This window comes from Nocardia vulneris, from assembly GCF_001613425.1.
Classification (GTDB): Bacteria; Actinomycetota; Actinomycetes; order Mycobacteriales; family Mycobacteriaceae; genus Nocardia; species Nocardia vulneris.
This window is the reverse complement of sequence record NZ_BDCI01000023.1, coordinates 407149-426679: the sequence shown is the minus strand read 5'-3', so window position 1 is coordinate 426679 and position 19531 is coordinate 407149. Positions and strand designations below refer to the sequence as shown.

Sequence of the window (19531 nt, the reverse complement as noted above, 5' to 3'; positions counted from 1 at the left end):
TTTCACGCGCCGGTGATGGTCAGATAGATCAGCGCCACGTTGAGCGCGGAGATGATTCCGGCGATCAGCCAGGCCAGCGCGGTGGTGACGCGATGGTTGGTGTCCGCGCCCATCAGGGTGCGATCGCTGGTCAGGCGCACCAGCGGGATCAACGCGAACGGGATGCCGAACGAGAGCACCACCTGCGAAATGATCAGCGCGCGAGTGGGATCGATGCCGATGGCCAGAATCACCAGGGCCGGGACCAGGGTGACCAGCCGCCGCACCATCAGCGGGATATGCCGGCGCAGCAGGCCCTGCATGATCATCGCGCCCGCGTAGGCGCCCACCGAGGTGGAGGCCAGACCGGAGGCGAGCAGGCCGATGGCGAGCAGCAGGGCGGCGACCGGGCCGAGCACATCGCCGACCGCGGTGTGCGCGTCCTGCAGGGTCTCGACCTCGCGACCGCGCAGCGTGTTCGCGGCCATCAGCAGCATCGCCAGGTTCACCGTGCCCGCGAGCAGCATGGCCAGCAGCACGTCGACCTTGGTGACGCGCAGCAGCCTGGCCCGCATCGGTCCCGGCTCCGGGTGGCCGTGCCGATCCCGAGCCAGGCCGGAGTGCAGGTACACCGCGTGCGGCATGACCGTCGCGCCGATCATGGCCGCGGCGAGCAGCACGCTCTCGGTGCCCTGGAATCGGGGCACCAGTCCGCCGATGGTGCCGCCGGCCGAGGGCGGCGAGATGAACACGCTGGCCAGGAAGCCGATCGCGATGATGGCGAGCAGGCCGGTGATCACCCGCTCGAACGGCCGCTGGCCCCGCTTGTCCTGCACGAGCAGCAGACCCATCGAGACCACGCCGGTGATCACGCCGCCGACCAGCAGCGGCAGGTCGAACAGCAGGTTCAGCGCGATCGCGCCCCCGACCACCTCGGCCAGGTCGGTCGCCATCGCGACGGTCTCGGCCTGCCCCCAGTAGGCCAGGCGGGTCCATTTGCCGGACCGGTCGCGCACCGCTTCCGGCAGCGACAGCCCGGTCACCAAACCCAGCTTGGCCGAAAGGAATTGGACCAGGCCCGCCATCACGTTGGCCATCACGATGACCCACACCAGCAGATACCCGAACTGCGCGCCCGCGCTGATGTTCGACGCGACATTGCCGGGGTCGACGTACGCGATCGCGGCCACGAACGCCGGGCCCAGCAGCAGGCTGGCCGCCCGGGCGCGCTGGGTGGCGGATTTTGCGGACTCAGCCAAGGTTGTACTCACAGAACAGAATTTTACGGGTTCCCGAACTTTTACGTTAGTGGTACCCGTAAAAGCCGACCGCCCGGTTACACCGTGCTGGTGTAACCGGGCGGTCGGTCGGTATTCGGTGCTACCTCAGATGCCGAGACCCCGCGCGAGGACGGGCCAGGACAGCTGGAACTCGTCACGCCAGTAGCCCCACGAGTGGGTGCCGCTGTTGCGGAAGTTGTAGGTCGCCGGGATGCCCAGCGACTCCAGCTTGTTCTTGAGGTTGTTGGTGCAGAAGTTGGTGCCCGCCTCGATCACGCCGCCGATGATGATCTGGTTGGCCAGACCGTAGGCGCCGGGGAGCGCGTACTTGCCGTCCAGCGTGTCGTACTGGCCGGGCAGGCCGTTGCCGGTGGAGATGTAGAGGTCCAGTCCGCGCAGGCCCTCGGCGTGCACGTAGGGATCGTTGGCCACCCATTCGGCCGAACCCTGTGGGCCCCACATGTTCTCGGTGTCGCCGCCGCCCCAGGTCTCGACCGTGAGCTTCACGAACTCCGAGCCGACCGGGTCACTGGTCTGCGCGCAACCGCTGTACGCCGCGGCCGCCTTGTACAGGCCGGGCTTCGCGATCGGCAGCGCGAGCACGGTGGTGCCCGAGGTGGACAGACCCGCGATCGCGTTCACGCCGTTGGTGCCGAGGGCGCCGTCGACCAGCGGCGGCAGCTCCTCGGTGAAGAAGGTCTTCCACTTGTTGCGGCCGAGCGTCGGGTCGTCCTTGATCCAGTCGGTGTAGTAGCTCCACTTGCCACCGATCGGCTGGATGACGTTGACGTTCTTGTCCGACAAGAACTTCAGCGCGTCGGTCTTCGCCTGCCAGGAGGCGTCGTCCTGGCCGCCGCCCGCGCCGTTGAGCAGGTACAGCGTCGGGCGCGGCACCGAGGCGTCGGCCGGACGCTGCACGTCGATGATGACCTTCTGGTCCATCGCCGCGGAGTACACGTAGAGCCGGATGTTCCGGTCGTCCTTGTACTCGGCCTTGGTGATCTTCGACCCGTCGGGGGCGGTCGGGTTGGCCAGCAGACTCTTCCCGTCGATGATCGGGTCAGCAGCCGACGCGGTGGTCACGCCCAGACCGGTCATCACGCCCGCAAGGACCGCCGTTGCCGCGATCGCCGCCGCGGCACGTAGGCCGCCGCGCCGAGTCTGTCGACGTATCAATTTCGCACCTTCGCTTCGTCTCGAAATGTCATCTGCATGCCCCACGCGCCGGCGATAGCGCCCTGGACACACCTGCGCCAGACCATACGGCCTATGTAGTCGTGCCGACAGGGGTCACCGTTACCGCAGCGTTGCCCATCATGCCTGAGCAGTCTCGATTTCGTCACGTCAGACCCGATCTGCGCGCCGTGTCCCCGGTGCGCGGCTCGAGCAGGCGCGACAGGGCCGGACCGATGTCCGCCAAGGCTTCCGGCGAGGTCATCTGATCGTGCGGGACACCGATCGGGTGATCTTCGACACGACCCTCGACCAGCGGGTACCAATTCTGCGCCGCGGTCTCGTGACCGGCCGCGCTGAAGTAGTCGAGCCTGCCGCGGAACACCGCGGGCCGGTGCTCGGCGATGAGCTCGGCCGAACGCACGGCGCTGCGGTAGATCCGGCGTACCCGCTCCGGCGTGAGCACGGCCATGTCCGGCGGAATGGTCGCGTGCAGTGCGGCCAGCGCTTCTTCACTGAGGTCGTGGATGTCACCGTCCTCGGGCAGCAGCGCGTGCGCGCCGATGCCGAGCTCGGCCAGCGCCTCCCGGATCGCCGCGCGGAAGTCCGTCACATCGATGTCGGGATGGCTGTCGAGCATCGCGAGCACCGTGACCTGCTCGCCCGCGGCCTGCAATTCCGTCGCGATGGCATGCGCGAGCACGCCGCCGAGCGACCAGCCGAGCAGCCGGTACGGCCCCTCCGGCTGCACCGCGCGGATCTCCCGGACATACCGGGTGGCCATCTCGGCCAGCGAGGTCGGCAGGTAGCCGTCCTCGGACAGCGCCGGCGATTGCAGGCCGAAGATCGGCGTGCTGGCGGGCACGTAGCGCGCGAGACCCGCGTAGCACCAGGACAATCCGTACATCGGGTGGATGCAGAACAGCGGCTCGGCGGCGGCGGTGTCGTGCGGCACCCTGGTGCGGATCGAGAGCAGCACGCCGAGCGCGGCGTTCGATTCCAGGTCGTAGTCGTGGTCGCCGGCGAGCGCGGCCAGAATGCGGGTGGCCAGCGCCGCCGGGGTCGAGTCGGTGAAGAACCACTGCACCCGGACCTCGGCCCCGGTGAGCGTGCGCAATCGGCTGACCGCACGGGTCGCCACCAGCGAATTGCCGCCGATGTCGAAGAAGTCGTCGTCCAGTCCGACCTGCTCGGCGCCGACCACCTCGGCGAAGACCTCCGTGATGGTCCGCTCCAGCGGGGTCGTCGGCGGACGGTAGGGGCGCGCGGCGAATTCGGGTACGGGCAGCGCCTTGCGATCCAATTTGCCGCTCGGGTTGAGCGGCAGCGCATCCAGCACGACGAACGTCGACGGCACCATGTAGGACGGCAGCGCACCGCGCGCGTGGCTCAGCACCGCGGCGTTGTCGACGACCTCCCCCGGCGCGGCGACCAGGTAGCCGACGAGCCGGTCCCCGGTGCTGCCGTGGACCAGCGCGACCGCGGCGTGCCGCACCGACGGATGCCCGAGCAGCACCGTCTCGATCTCGCCGAGCTCGATCCGCTGGCCGCGCAGCTTCACCTGGAAGTCGCTGCGGCCCAGGTATTCCAGGGCGGCACCGTGCCAGCGCACGATGTCACCGGTGCGATACAACCGGGTGCCGCCCTCGTGCGCGACGAACCGTTCCGCGGTGAGGGCCGGGGCGCCCAGGTAGCCGCGGGCCAGCTGCACGCCCGAGAGGTACAGTTCGCCCGCCGCGCCGAGCGGCACCGGGCACAGCTGCCGATCGAGCACGTGTACCCGGGTGTTCGCGACCGGCGTGCCGATCGGAACGGCGACGACGGCGGTGTCCTGCACCGGATAGTCGGTGACCACGGTGGCTTCCGCGGGCCCGTACCAGTTGATCAACTGAGCGGTGGGAATGGTGGCGGCGAAGCTCGCCGCGGTCTCACCGGTGAGCGCCTCACCCGCGGCGAACACCCGCCGCAACGTCGGAAGTTGCGCGGCGAGCGCCGGATCCAGGAAGGCATCCAGCATCGACGGCACGAAATGCACCGTACTGACGCCGTATTCGGCGATCACCCGGGCCAGATAGGCCGGATCGCGATGCCCGTCGGGCTCGGCGACGACGATCGCGGCGCCGGTCTGCAAGGGCCAGAACAACTCCCACGTCGAGATGTCGAAGGTGATCGGCGTCTTGTGCAGCACCACGTCCGAAGCGTCGTGCGGGTAGATCCACTGCGCCCACCGGAATTGGTTCACCATCTGGCGATGCGTGATCATCACGCCCTTGGGACGGCCGGTGGAGCCCGAGGTGTAGATGACGTAGGCGACGTTGTCCGGCGTGATCTCCGGGTCCGCGAGCGACACCGCATCCAGTGGCAGGTACAGCGTGTCGACCGCGACGACCGGCACCGCGGCATCGGTGTCGAACGCGTCGCCGGTGGTGGTCAGCACGCACGCGGGCGCCGCGGCGTCGAGCACGAACTCGTTGCGCTCGGTCGGGTGGTCCGGATCGATCGGCAGGTATCCGGCGCCCGAACGCAGCACGCCGTAGATCGTGACGACCAGATCGATGCTTCGCCGCATGGCCACGGCCACCAGCGATTCCGCGCCGACGCCCCAGCGGGTCAATTCGGCGGCGAGCGCGCGGGAACGCAGATCGAGATCGGCATAGCTGAGCGTGACCTCGCCGAAGCACACCGCGGGCGCGTCCGGTGTTCGCGCCACCTGCGCGTCGAACAGCGACAGCAGCGTGGCCTCGTCCAGCAGGTCCGGCACGTCGGTGCCGTTGCGGGCGGCCAGTTCGGCGCGTTCCCCGTCGAGCAGCACATCGATATCGGCGACACGGGCCTGCGGATTGGTCACGAAGCGGCGGATCAGAGCCGAAAGTCGTTGCGCCAGTGCCTGTGCCGTCGCCTCGTCGAACAGGTCGCGCAGGTACTTCACCGACACCCGCAGTTGGCTGTCGAGCACCACCATGACGGTCAGCGGGTAGTGCGTCCCGTTGACCGCGCCGACGCCGGTGATGTTCATACCGTCGATCGCGCTGGCCTTCTCCAGTCCCTCCCGATCGACGGGGAAGGACTCGAACACCACCAGCGAGTCGAAAAGCCCTTCCACACCGACGGTTTCCTGGATGTCACTCAGGCCGAGGTAGTGGTGATCGAGCAGTCCGGCCTGTTCGGCTTGCAGCTGGCGCAGCAGACCGCCGAGGGTGTCGGTCGCCCCGAGCCGCACCCGCACCGGGATCGCGTTGAGGAACAGGCCGACCATGCTCTCCACACCGTCGAGCTGCGGCGGCCGGCCGGACACAGTGGCACCGAAGACCACATCGTCGCGGTCGACACTGCGCCCGATCAGCAGACCCCAGGCCGCCTGCACCACGGTGTTCACCGTGACGCCGAGCCCGGAGGCGAGGCGGGTGAGCGCGGTGGTGTCCGCCGGAGCCAGCTCGAAGCCGACTTCGCCGACGCCCGCGGAGATCTCGCGACCGGGGTCGACCGGCGCCAGTGGCGTCGGCTCGGTGACACCGGCCAGCGCCGCGCGCCAGGCGTCGCGGGCCGCGTCGGCGGGTTGCGCGCCCAGCCAGGCGAGGTAGTTCCGATACGACGGCACCTTCGGCAGGTGCCGAGCGTTGCCGCCGAGCGCGTACAGCGTCAGCAGGTCCTTCATCAGCAGCGGCATCGACCAGCCGTCGATCAGGATGTGATGGCTGGTGACCAGCAGGTGGTAGCTGTCGGCCGCGGAGCGGATCAGCGCGAAGCGCAGCAGCGGGGCGGTCCGCATATCGAAGTGGTCCGCGAGGTCGGCCGCCTTGATCCGGTCCAGCTCGGCCGCCGCGGCCGCCGGCTCCACCTGCGCGAGATCGATCAGCCGCCACGGCACGTCGAGCGAATCCTGCACGATCTGCAGGGGTTTGCCCTCCGCGTCCTCGGCGAAGGCGACGCGCAGATTGTCGTGCCGATCCAGCACGGCCTGTGCGCAGCGATGCATCCGGGTGGCGTCCACCGCGCCACCCAGGTCGAGCACGAACTGGGTGGTGTAGGCGTCGATCGAGGACTCGGCCAGCAGCGCGTGGAACAGCATGCCCGACTGCAGCGGCGTCACCGGCCAGACGTCGGTGAGGTTCGGGTAGGCGGCGGCGAGCCGGTCGATACCGGCCTGGTTCAGCCGGACCAGACCGAAGTCCGACGGCGTGAAACCGCCCGTGTCCGGGCGCAAACCGTGTTCGGCCAGCCCGCCGAGCGCCCGGATCCAATGCTCGGCAAAGGTTTTCACCTCGTCGGCGGTGAACGCCGCGGTGGCGTAGTCGAAGCGGGCGAGCAGTCCGTCATCGGTGGCGTCGACGGTCAGGTCGAGCAGCAGATCGTCGGCGGCGATATCGGTGTGCACCCGGGCCGGGCGCAGATCCCGGTAGCGCAACGCGAACCGGCCGCGCCCGAGCTCGCCGAGTTCGTCCGCGGTGTCCGCGTTGAGGTAACGCAGCAGGCCGTAGCCGACGCCCTGCGAGGGCACCGCACGGCGCGATTCCTTGATCTGGGCCAGGGCCGCGCCCGCGGCCGGACCGCCGACCAGGGCCTCGGCGGTGTCGATCCGGGTGAGCCGCAACGGCAGCGGGTACTCGGTGGTGAAGCCGCCGACCATGCTCTCGTCGGCGTTGGTCGCGGACCGCTGATCGGCGGACAGCCGGATCAACGCACCGACGGCGCGCGTGACGGACTCCTGCGCCGAGGTCTGCAACGCCAGCGCGACCGCGGTGAGCAGCACGTCGTCCACGATGGTGTGATAGGCCGCCGCGACGGCGGCCACCGCGGCGGCGCCTTCGGCGGTGATGGCCAGCGAGACCCGGCTGCGGGTCCGCAGATCCAGCTGATCGGTGTCGGCATCGGCGGGCACGGCCCCCAATGCCCGCTCCCACCAGCCCAGCTCGCCGACGGTGCGCAGATCGTGCGCCCGCGTCGACAACGCCCGGATCAGCACGCCGAGACCGGATTCCGGCGCGGCGGGAGCGGCATGCCTGCCCCGGCTCCACGCGGCGGTCAACTGATCGACGATGGTGCGCCACGAGATATCGTCCACGACAAGGCCGTTGGCGACCACGATCAGCGTCGACCGGCCTTCCGGCCCGCCGGTCAGCACGAAGTGGATATTGCGTCCCTGCTCGGGATCCAGTGCCGCGGCGGCGGCCTGCACCACATCGTCGATCGGCAGCGATGTTTCGCCGTGCTGCGGATCCAGCCTGCGGAACGCCTCGCCGGTGCGCTCGTCGACCGGCGGGATGCGCAGCACCGGGGTCTCGCCCGCGCGATCGAGCCGCACCCACAGCATCGGATGCTGGTCGAGCACCTTGCCCACCGCGGCGTGCACGGCCTCGACGGCGCAGCTGTCCGGCACGTCCAGCGCGATGGCACGCGCCTCGACGCCGAGGTCGAGCAGCCGGGCCGCGTGCGGTGTCAACGGCAGATCACCGGATTCGTCGCCCGGTCCGTCCTCGACCACCGCGACCCGGGCCAGCGCCGCGACCGTGCGCGACTCGAAAACCGCGCGGGGCGTGAAGATCACGCCACGGGCGCGGCAGCGCGACACGACCTGGATGGAGACGATGCTGTCGCCGCCGAGCGCGAAGAAGTCGTCGTCCAACCCGACCCGGTCGAGGCCGAGCACCTCGCCGATCACCTCGGCGACGGCCGATTCCGCGTGGGTCTGCGGCGCTCGGTAGGCCGCGGTCGCCAGGGCAGGTTCCGGCAGCGCGCGCCGATCCAGCTTGCCGACCGGTGTCAACGGGATCTCGTCGAGTTCGACGATCGCGGTCGGCACCATGTATTCCGGCAGGATCGCGCCCAATTCCTCGGTGAGCGCGGCGATGTCGAGGGTGGCGCCCGGCGCGGGCAACACGTAGGACACGAGCATCGTGGCGCCGGAACCGGATTCGCGGCCGACGGTGACCGCGAATTCGACGCCCGGTTGCCCGGTCAGCGCGGCGTCGATCTCGCCGAGTTCGATCCGGAAGCCGCGCACCTTCACCTGGAAGTCGTTGCGGCCCACGTACTCCACCTCGGGCGCGGCGCTACCGCGCCGCCAGCGCACCACGTCACCGGTGCGGTAGAGCCGTTCGCCGGGCGCACCGTACGGGTCGGCCACGAAGCGGGCCGCCGTGAGGCCGGGCCGCGCGTGGTAGCCGCGGGCCAGCTGGATACCGCCCAGATACAGTTCGCCCGCAACGCCTTCGGGCACCGGGCGCAACCTGCTGTCGAGCACCAGCGAGCGCATGCCGCGGATCGGGCCACCGATGGTGACCGGTTCGCCGGGGCGCAGCGGATCGCTGATGTTGGTCATGATCGTGGTCTCGGTCGGCCCGTAGCCGTTGTGGAAATTCCGCTGCTCGTCGCCCGCCCACTTGGTCACCAGATCGGCGGGCACCGCTTCTCCGCCCGCGACGATCGCCCGCATGCCGGACAGGGCGTCCGGGTCCAGCGAGGCGAGCACCGACGGGGTGAGGAAGGCGTGCGTGACCTGCTCCTCCTGGATCAGGCTCGCCAGTTCGGCGCCGCCGAAGGTGAGTCGCGGCGCGACCACCAGCGCGCCCGCCGAACCCAGCGCGAGCAGCAGCTCGAGCATCGAGGCGTCGAACGACGGTGAGGCGAAAGCCAGTGCGCGCGTGGACTGGTCGAGCTGATAGCGCTCCACCTGCTCGGCACTGAAATTGGCCATCCCCGCGTGCGTCACCACCACGCCCTTGGGCAGGCCGGTGGAGCCGGAGGTGTAGATCACGTACGCGGCGTTGCTGCTGCGGATCGGGCCGTGCCGCTCGCTGAAGCTGATCGGCCGGTCCGAGCGGGACGCGACGTCGTAGGTGAAGTCACGGTCGTCGAGCACCAGCCACGGCCGTCCGCCCGCCATCGCGGGCAACGTGCCGAGCTCCGCGGTCAGCGTCACGCCGAGATACGCCTGCGAGTCGGTGACCATGTGCGCGATGCGCTCGGCCGGATAGGTCGGATCGATCGGCACCAGCGCGGCGCCGGTCTTGGCCACCGCCCACAGCGCGAGCACCGATTCGACCGAACGCCGGATCGCCACCGCGACCAGCACATCCGGCCCGGCGCCGCGATCGATCAGCGAGCGCGCCAATTGCGAAGAGGCGGCGTCGAGTTCGACGTAGCTGAAGGCCCGTCCGTGCACCACGATGGCGGGACCGGTGGGGTTGCGGGTCACCGCCGAGGCCATCAACTCGGCCAGGGTGCGCGGCGGCACCGCCTCGGCACCCACCCGGGAGACCAGGTCGGCGCGCTCCGAATCGTCCAGGATCTCCAGATCACCGACCGCGATCCCGGGCTCCTGCGCCACCGCGGCGAGAATGCGGCGGAACCGGCGGCCGAAGTCGGCGACCGTCGCCTCGTCGAACAGGTCACGGGCGTAGGTGAATTCGGCGGCGAGCCCGGCCTCCGCGCCGGCCTCGGTGCGCTGCTCGCGCAGGGTGAGCAGCAGATCGAATTTGGCGGTGTCCGCGGCCGGATCGAGCGCGGCGAAACTCAGCCCGGGCAGCTCGAAGCTGGTGGCGGCGAGGTTCTCGAAGGACAGCGCCACCTGGAACAGCGGGTGCCGCCCGGCGGAACGCTCCGGATCGAGCACCTCGACCAGCCGCTCGAACGGGGTGTCCGCGTTCGCGAAGGCCCGCAGATCGGTTTCCCGGTTCGCGGCCAGCAGTTCGGTGAAGCCGAGTTGCGGCGCGACCCGGGTGCGCAGCACCAGGGTGTTGACGAACATGCCGATCAGGTCGTCGAGTTCGGCCTCGCCGCGGCCCGCGATCGGGGTGCCGACCACGACGTCCTCGGTCCCGGACAGGCGGGCCAGGAACACCGCGAGCGCGGTGTGCACGACCATGAACAGGGTGGCGTTGTGCCGCTTGGCCAGCTCGACCAGCGCGGCGTGCACGTCGGCGTCGACGACGAAGTGGGTTTTGCCCCCCGCGAAGCTCTGCGCGGGTGGGCGCGGCCGATCGGCCGGCAGGTTCAGCTCGTCCGGCAGGTCGGCGAGTTCGGTTGTCCAGTAGGCGAGTTGGGTGCCCGCGACGGAATCGGGGTCGTCGTCATCGCCGAGCACGGTGCGCTGCCAGAGCGCGTAGTCGGCGTACTGGATCGGCAGCGGCGACCAGGCGGGCGCCTCGCCCCCGCTGCGAGCGGCGTAGGCCAGCATCAGATCTCGCGTCAACGGACCCATGGACCAGCCGTCGGCACTGATGTGATGGGCGACGAACACCAGGACGTACTCGCTGCCCGCGAGCTGGAACAGCCTGGCGCGGAACGGCACCTCCATGGTGACGTCGAAACCGGCGGCGACGATGCGCTGCACTTCGTGCGCGACCCGCTCCTCGCCGATCTGGGCGGGCGCCAGATCGACCAGCACCTCGTGCGGCGCGAGGATGCGCTGCTGCGGGCCGTCCAGCGTCTCCGGGTAGACGGTGCGCATGATCTCGTGCCGGGCGACCAGGTCGGTGACGGCCTGCTGCAACGCGTCGACATCCAGGTCGCCGGACAGCCGGATGGCCACCGGAATGTTGTAAACGGCCGCGGCGGTGTCGAACTGGTTGAGGAACCACATCCGCTGCTGTGCGAAGGACAGTGGAATATGGCCGGGCCGTGGCTGCGCGACGAGCGGCGTGCGGGTGCGCTCGCCCGCGAGATGCTCCACCTTGATCGCGAGTCCCGCGACGGTGGCGGCCTCGAACAGCGCGCGCACCGGCACCCGGGAATCCAGCGCCGCACCGATGCGGGCCGCAACCTGGGTCGCCAGCAACGAGTTACCGCCGAGGGCGAAGAAGTCGTCGTCGGCCCCGACCCGTTCGACACCGAGCACCTCGGCATACACCGTGGCCACGATCTCCTCGATCGGGGTCGACGGCGCACGGAACACCTGTGCCTCGAACTCCGGCTCCGGCAACGCCTTCCGATCCAGCTTGCCGTTCACATTCAGCGGCAACCGATCGAGCACCACGAACGCCGACGGCACCATGTACGACGGCAAACCCGCGCCCAGCGCCGACTTCACCTGCGCCACATCGAGACCCGCGGACCCCGCACCGGCCGCCTCGGCGGCCTGCGCGGCGAAAGACGCGGCTTGGACGGCGAAGGAGGTGGCGGCCGCCGGCGCGGCGGACGGCTGGGCGGCGACCAAGTAGGCCACCAGCCGGTCACCGGTTTTGGCATCGGCCTTGGCGACCACCGCGGCCTGCGCGATCTCGGGCAGGGCCAGCAGCGCGGCCTCGATCTCACCGAGTTCGATCCGGAAGCCACGGACCTTCACCTGGAAGTCGGTGCGCCCCTGGTATTCCAGCTCGCCCGAGCCGGTCCAGGCCACCAGATCGCCGGTGCGATACATCCGCGCACCGGGCTCGAACGGGTTGGCCACGAACCGATCCGCGGTCAGATCCACCCGGCCGAAATAGCCACGCGCCAATTGCGCACCGGCCAAGTACAGCTCACCGGAGACGCCGACCGGCACCGGCCGGAGCCTGCTGTCGAGCACGTAGGCCCGGCTGTTCCACTCCGGCGTGCCGATGGGCACGACGGCCTGGTCGGCCTCGGTGACTCGATGCCGGGTGATCGACACCGCGGCCTCAGTCGGTCCGTACAGGTTGTACAGCGCCACCTCCGGCTGTGCGGCCAGGAAGCGTTGCGCCAGCGCGGCGGGCAGGGCCTCACCGATGGCGAGCACCCGGGTCAGCGGCGAAGCCTGGGCCGAGGCCGCCGTGCTGGTGTGCACCAGGAGCGCGTCCAGCATGGACGGGACGACGTGCAGCGTCGTCACCGCCTCCCGGATGATCAAGTCGTTGAGATAGGCCGGGTCACGGTGTCCCTCGGGCGCGGCGATCACCAGCTTGCCCGCGCAGACCACCGCCGACCAGAACTCCCACACCGAGAGATCGAACGTCGCGGCCGTCTTGAGCAGCACGGCGTCGTGCCCGGACAGGCCGAATTCGGCGATCTTCCACTGCAATTGGTTGGCGATCGCGGCGTGCGACACCGCGACGCCCTTCGGCCTGCCGGTCGAGCCCGAGGTGAAGATCACGTACGCGGTGTGCTCGGGCCGCAGCGGCGCGACCCGCTCGGTGTCCGCGAGCGGTCCGCTGGCGAACGAACTCAGCACCAGGTCGTCGAGTCGCACGACCGGTGCCGCGGCGGTGTCGAAATCGGCGTCGGCATTGGTCAGCACGCAGACCGGCGCGGCCGTCGTCAGGATGTAGTCCGTGCGCTCGGTGGTTTGGTCCGGGTCGACCGGTACATACGCGCCACCGGCTTTGGCGACCGCGTACATCGCGACGACCAGGTCCACCGATCGCCGGAATGCCAGCGCCACCCGGGATTCCGGGCCGACGCCGCGCGAGATCAGGTATCGGGCCAGCCGATTCACGCGGGTGTCGAGTTCGACATAGGTCAGCTCGTGGCGCGAGCCGTCGGGCAGGTCGGCCACCACGGCGACCGCCTCCGGTGCGGCGGCCAGCACCGACCGGCGCAGGAACGACGGCAGCGTGGCGGCCGGATCGATCCGGTGTGCGGTGTCGTTCCATTCCGACAGCACCGAATGCTGTTCCCCGGGAACGAGAATGTCGATGTCACCGACCGGTGTGCCCGCGTCGGCGACCACCGCCGCCAGGACCTGCGTCAATCGTGCCGCGAAGCCGTGCACCGTGGCGGCGTCGAAAAGATCGGTGGCATAGGTGAAGAAGCCGCCGATGCCGGAGGGCACCCCGGATTCGTCGTAGCTGTCGCCGACGATCAGATGCAGGTCGAATTGCGACACGTCGAGGTCGGCATCGACCCCGGCCACCGTCAGGCCCGGCAATTCGAGTGCGGTGTGCGCGATGTTCTGGAAGGACAGGCCCACCTGGAACAGCGGATGATGCGCCGTCGAACGCGGCGGATTCAGCACCTCCACCAACCGCTCGAACGGAATATCCGCGTGCGCGAACGCCTGCAGATCGGTATCGCGCTGCCGCGCGAGCAGATCCGTGAACGATTCCGCGCCGTCCACGGTGCTGCGGAACACGACGGTGTTGACGAACATGCCGATCAGATCATCGAGTTCGCGCTCACCGCGACCCGCCACCGGCGTGCCGATCGCGATGTCTCCCGTACCGGACAACCGGGCGAGCAGTACCGCGAGCGCGGTGTGCACGACCATGAACAACGTCGCCCCGTGCGCCCGGCCCAACTCCACCAAACCGGCATGAGTAGCCGCATCGATCCGCACATCGACCCGCGCACCGGCCATGGACGCGATCGCCGGACGCGATCGGTCCATCGGCAACTCGAGCAGATCCGGCAACCCGGACAGCTGCTTACGCCAGAAGTCGATCTGTTGCGCCGCAATCGATTCAGCATCGGACTCATCGCCGAGCACCGCACGCTGCCACAACGCGTAATCCGCGTACTGCACCGGCAACGGAGCCCAGCCCGGCGCCTCGCCCGCGGTCCGCGCGGCATAGGCAATCATCACGTCACGCACCAGCGGACCCATGGAGGACGCGTCCGCGGCGATGTGATGCACGACCACCGCGAGCACATGATCGGATTCGTCGGCGCTGTCGGTGATCTCGAGCAGCCGGACCCGTAGCGGCACTTCATCGGTGACGTCGAACGGGGTGGACGCCAGGGCGTACACCTCGGCGGGTACCGCCGCCGCGGTCACCGGCCGCGCGGCGACATCGAGGGCCACCCGGCTCGCGGGCAGCACCACCTGCACCGGACCGGCGGAGGTCTCCGGGTACACGGTGCGCAGCACCTCGTGCCGGCCCACCACATCCTCGAGCGCGGCGCCCAGCGCCTCGACATCCAGCGCCCCGGTCAATCGCAGCGCGAACGGCAGGTTGTAGGCGGCCGAACCGGCCGACCCGTCATCGGACTGGTCGAACCGGTTCAGGAACCACATCCGCCGCTGCGCCAAGGACAGTGGCAGTTCGTCCGGCCGTGCGATGCTGCCCAGCGCGATGCCGCGCGCGGCGTGGGTCCGTGACTCGATCGCGGCGGCCAGCGCCTGCACCGTCGGCGTCTCGAACAGCGTGCGCACCGGCACCCGGGCATCAACCGCGGCACCGAGCCGCGCGACGACCTGGGTGGCGATCAGCGAATTGCCGCCGAGGGCGAAGAAATCGTCGTCGGCCCCGACCCGCCTCAACCCGAGCACCTCGCCGAACACCCCGGCGACGATCTCTTCGACCGGCGTTGCGGGAGCACGGAATTCGCGAGCGGCGAAGGCCGGCTCGGGCAGCGCCCTGCGGTCGAGCTTGCCGGACGGGTTCAGCGGTAACTCGTCGAGGACTATGATCGCGGCCGGAACCATATAGGCCGGAAGGGTTTCGGCGACCGCAGCCAGCAGCGCCGGCTGTTCCACCGACGTCCCGGGCGCGGGCACCACGTAGGCCACCAACTGGTCCCCCAGCGCCGACTGGCTGACCAGCGCGACCGCCTGACTCACCGAAGGCTGTGCCAGCAACGCCGTTTCGATCTCGCCCAGCTCGATCCGCTGACCGCGGAACTTGACCTGGAAGTCGGTGCGGCCGAGGTACTCCAGCCGATGCGACCGGCCCGCGCTGCCCGCGCGCCACACCACCAGATCGCCGGTCCGGTACATGCGCTCGCCGAAACCGAACGGGTTGGCCAGGAAGCGATCCGCGGTCAGGTCCGGCCGCCGGACGTAGCCGCGGGCCAGCTGATCACCCGCGAGGTACAGCTCGCCGGGGACGCCCGCGGGCACCGGGCGCAACCGGGCATCGAGCACGTAGACCTGGGTGTTCCACTGCGGCAGGCCGATCGGCACCGAGCGGCTGTCCGAACCGTCGGCGGGCCAGTAGGTCACCGACACCGCGGCCTCGGTCGGGCCGTAGAGATTGTGCAGTTGCGCCTGGGACACCGCGCCGAAGGCGGCGACGGTCTCCGGGGGCAGCGCCTCGCCGATCACGAAGACCTCGCGCAGTGTCGGCCCCGCGTCGGCGGCGGCATGCGCGGCGAAGACGGTCAGCATCGAGGGCACGAAGTCGGTGACGGTCACCCGTTGCGCGGCAATGGTTTCCGCGACGTAGGCGGGATCGCGATGGCCGTCGTGAGTGGCGACCACCAGAGTCGCACCGGCCCGCAGCGGCATGAAGAAGCCCCACAGCGACACGTCGAACGTGGTCGCGGTTTTCTGCAGGTACACGTCGTCGGGACCGAGTGGGTACTGCGCCAGCATCCAGTCGATCTGGTTGTGGATCGCCGCGTGCGAGACCGCAACGCCTTTCGGCCGTCCTGTCGAACCGGAGGTGAAAATGACGTAGGCGGGGTGCTGAGGAAGCACCGCGCGGCGCAGTTCGTCCGGGCGTACCGGACTGCCGTCGAAGGCCGCGGTGTCGATCTCGTCCAGCCGCAGCACCTCGACGCCGTCCGGCACCTGGATCGCATCCGCCGCGGTGGTCAGCACGCAGGCGGGCCGCGCCGTCTCGAGGATGTGCGCGATCCGCTCGGCCGGATGGTCCGGATCCAGCGGGACGTACGCGCCGCCCGCCGTCACGATCGCGTACATGCCGACGACGAGGTCCACGGATCGCCGAATCGCGAGCCCCACCAGCGATTCCGCGCCGACACCCCGGTCGATCAGCAACCGGGCCAGGCGGTTGACCCGCTCGTCGAATTCGCGATACGTGAGCGTCGCGTAGCGACTCGATGGGGGGTGGTGGTCGGGCGACGGGTGGGCGAGCGTCGCGCCCTCGTAGACCAGCGCGGTGGCGGACGGGCGCGCCGCGACGGTCCGGCGGTAGCCGTCGAGCAGCAGTTCCGGCGCCACCGCATGCCTGGTCTCGTTCCAGCCGTACAGGATGCGCTCGCGCTCGGCGGGATCGAGCAGGTCGATATCGCCGACCGCGCGCTCCGGCTTTGCCACGACCGCGGCGAGCAGCCGGTCCAGACGATGCGCGAATTGCGCGATCGTCGCTTCGTCGAACAGGTCGGTGGCATAGGTGAACTGGGCCGAGAAGCCGGACTCGGTCTTGGGCACCACGGTCAGCTGCAGATCGAACTTGGCCACCGCACCGTCGAATTCGACCGCCTGCGCGGACAATCCGGGCAGCTCGACCTGCGCCTTGTTCATGTTCTGGAAGAACAGCGCCACCTGGAACAGCGGATGATGCGCCTGCGAGCGCACCGGATCGAGCACCTCGACCAACCGCTCGAACGGCAGCTCGGCGTGCGAGAACGCCGCCAGGTCGGTCTCTTTCGTGGCCGCGAGCAAGTCCGTGAACGAGGCGCCGGGATCGATCGGCGTGCGCAGCACGAGGGTGTTGACGAACATGCCGATGAGCCCGTCGAGTTCGCGCTCGCCCCGGCCCGCGACCGGTGTGCCGATGGTGATGTCGACGGTTCCGGTGAGGCGGGCCAGCAAGGCGGCGAACGCGGTGTGCACCACCATGAATTCCGAAGCGCCCGCCCGCTGGGCGAGTTCGGTGAGTCCGCGGTGCACCTCGGCGCTCACCTCGAAGGTGTACTCCGCGCCCGCGCCGGACGCGACAACCGGGCGCGGGCGGTCCGCGGGCAGATCGATGCGGTCCGGGATGCCCGCCAACGCGTTGCGCCAGTAGGCGATCTGCGCGGCGGCCACCGAATCCGGGTCGTGCTCGTCGCCGAGCACCTCGCGCTGCCACAGCGTGTAGTCGGCGTACTGCACCGGCAACGGCGGCAGCGCGGGCGGCGCGCCGTTGCGCCGGGACAGAAACGCGCCCAGCAGATCACGCAGGAACGGCGCGACGGACGCGCCGTCGGCAGCGATGTGGTGCACCACCACCACGACCACGTGCTCACTCGCGGACAGCTCGGCGAGCGCGAGGCGCAGCGGCACCTCGGTGGCGACGTCGAAACCACGCAGGGCGAACTCGCGCAGCCAGTCGGCCAGTTCGGGTTCGGTGAGCGGCTTCGGCGCCAGGTCCGGAACCGCCTCCGCGACAGGCAGAATCACCTGGTAGCCGGTGCCGTCGATGGCCGGGTACACGGTGCGCAGCGTCTCGTGCCGCTCGATCACATCGGTGATCGCGGCCTGTAGCGCGCCGATATCCAGCGCACCGGTGAGCCGGATCGCGAACGGGATGTTGTTCGCCGCCGAGGCCGGATCGAACTGGTTCAGGAACCACATCCGCTGCTGCGCCAGCGACAGCGGGATGTGTTCGGGTCGTTCCATCGGGGCCAGCGCGCGCCGGTCCTCGGCGCCCTTCAACGGCTCCAGCCGCTCGGCCAGGCCTGCCACCGTGGGGGTTTCGAAGATCAGCCGGGCGGGCACCCGGGCCGACAGCGCCGTGCCGAGCCGGGCTGCCACCTGGGTCGCGATCAGCGAATTGCCGCCGAGCTCGAAGAAGTCGTCGTCGGCGCCGACCGGCGCACCGGGGCCGAGCACCTCCGCGAACACGTCCGAGACCAGCTCTTCCAACGGGCCGACGGGTGCGCGGAAGACCTTGGTCTGCAAGCGCGGTGCGGGCAGCGCGGCCCGATCCAGCTTGCCGACCGGGGTCAGCGGGATGGTGTCGAGCACCATGACGACCGTCGGCACCATGTGCGCGGGCAGGCTCTGTTCGGCGAACGCGGCCAGATCGGCGGCGTCCGCGGCCTTTCCGGGCGCGGCGTGCACGTAGGAGACGAGAATTGTGGTGCCGCTGTCCAGGTCGTGTCCGACGGTGACCGCGAAGTCGACCGTCTCGTGCGCGGCGAGCACCGCATCGATCTCGCCGAGTTCGATCCGGAAGCCGCGGATCTTCACCTGGAAGTCGTTGCGGCCCCGGTATTCCAGCTCGTTGCGGTCGTTCCAGACCACCAGGTCACCGGTGCGGTACAGCCGGGAGCCGCTGGCATCGAACGGATTCGCGACGAATCGAGCCGCCGTCAACCCCGGACGATCGTGGTACCCGCGCGCCAGTTGCGCACCGGTGATGTACAGCTCGCCGACCGTGCCGACGGGCACCGGCACCAGCCGCTCGTCCAGCACATACTCGGTGATCGCGCGGATCGGCCCGCCGATGGTGATCGGCTCGTCCGGCACCAGCGGCGCGCTGATGTTCGTCATGATGGTGGTTTCGGTGGGCCCGTACCCGTTGAAGAACTCCCGAGCCCGACTGCCCGCCACCGGGATCACCCAGCGCCGCACCAGCTCCGGCGGGCAGGCCTCGCCGCCGGCAACCACAACGCGCAGTTCGTCGAGCCCGGCGGGTTCGACCGAGGCCAGCGCGGCGGGCGTGATGAACGCGTGTGTCACCCCCGTGCGCCGCAGCAGGATGGCCAGCTCCTCGCCGCCGAACACGGTCGGCGCCGCGATCACCATCGTCGCCGCGCCACCCACCGCGAGCAGCAGTTCCAGCACCGACGCATCGAACGAGGGCGACGCGAAATGCAGTGTCCGCGAGGCACTCGTCACCTGGTAGCGCTCACGCTGCTCATCGCAGAAGCTCGACAGACCGGCCTGGGTGACGACCACGCCCTTCGGCTTGCCGGTCGATCCGGAGGTATAGATGACGTAGGCCGGATGTTCGGCGCGCAGCGGGCGCACCCGGTCGACGTAGGTCACCGGATCGGCCGGGAACTCTTCCAGCCGCCGGGCGCAGTCGGCGGTATCGATGGGCAGCCAGTCGACCCGGTCGGGCAGCTCGGCGCGCACGCCCGCGACCGTGAGGCCGAAGACGGCGCCGGAGTCGACGACCATGTGCTCGACGCGGTCGGCCGGATAGTTGGGATCCACCGGGAGGAAGCCGGCGCCGGTCTTGGCCACCGCCCAGACCGCGACCACGGAGTCGATCGAGCGGGGAATGCCGACGGCGACCAGGTCCTCGGGGCCGATGCCGCGCTCGATCAGCAGCCGGGCCAGCCGCGTCGACCGCTCATCGAGCTCGGCGTAGCTCAGTTCGGCCAGGACGCCGGTGGCGTCGGCGTAGGTGACGCCGAGTCCGCTCGGGTTGGCTTCGACGGCGGTCGCCAGCAGCTGCGGCAGGGTGGTGACGCGCGGGCGCCTGGTCCGGGTCGGTCGAACGCGTGCCGGGCGGGTCATGCGCACACCGCTGCACGGGTCTCGTCACTTCGCTGCCCGACCGACCGAACCATGAAGATGCCTCACC

Annotated in this window: 3 protein-coding genes; all 3 read right to left on the bottom strand. The window is 69.9% G+C overall.

What is annotated here, in order from left to right; translation table 11 throughout:
* Positions 1–2 precede the first annotated feature (2 nt).
* The 3 genes from NVU01S_RS26300 to NVU01S_RS26290 all read right to left on the bottom strand — a co-directional run bounded on the left by NVU01S_RS26300 (position 3) and on the right by NVU01S_RS26290 (position 19470).
* Positions 3–1238, bottom strand: a complete 1236-nt coding sequence (locus NVU01S_RS26300) for an Nramp family divalent metal transporter (protein WP_043664506.1) — start codon at positions 1236–1238, stop codon at positions 3–5.
* 126 nt (positions 1239–1364) lie between these two features.
* Positions 1365–2357, bottom strand: a complete 993-nt coding sequence (locus tag NVU01S_RS26295) for an alpha/beta hydrolase (protein ID WP_029900750.1) — start codon at positions 2355–2357, stop codon at positions 1365–1367.
* 241 nt (positions 2358–2598) lie between these two features.
* A complete protein-coding gene (locus tag NVU01S_RS26290) occupies positions 2599–19470 on the bottom strand; it encodes a non-ribosomal peptide synthetase (RefSeq protein WP_373864214.1) in 16872 nt (5623 codons plus the stop codon).
* Between the last annotated feature and the right edge of the window lie 61 nt (positions 19471–19531).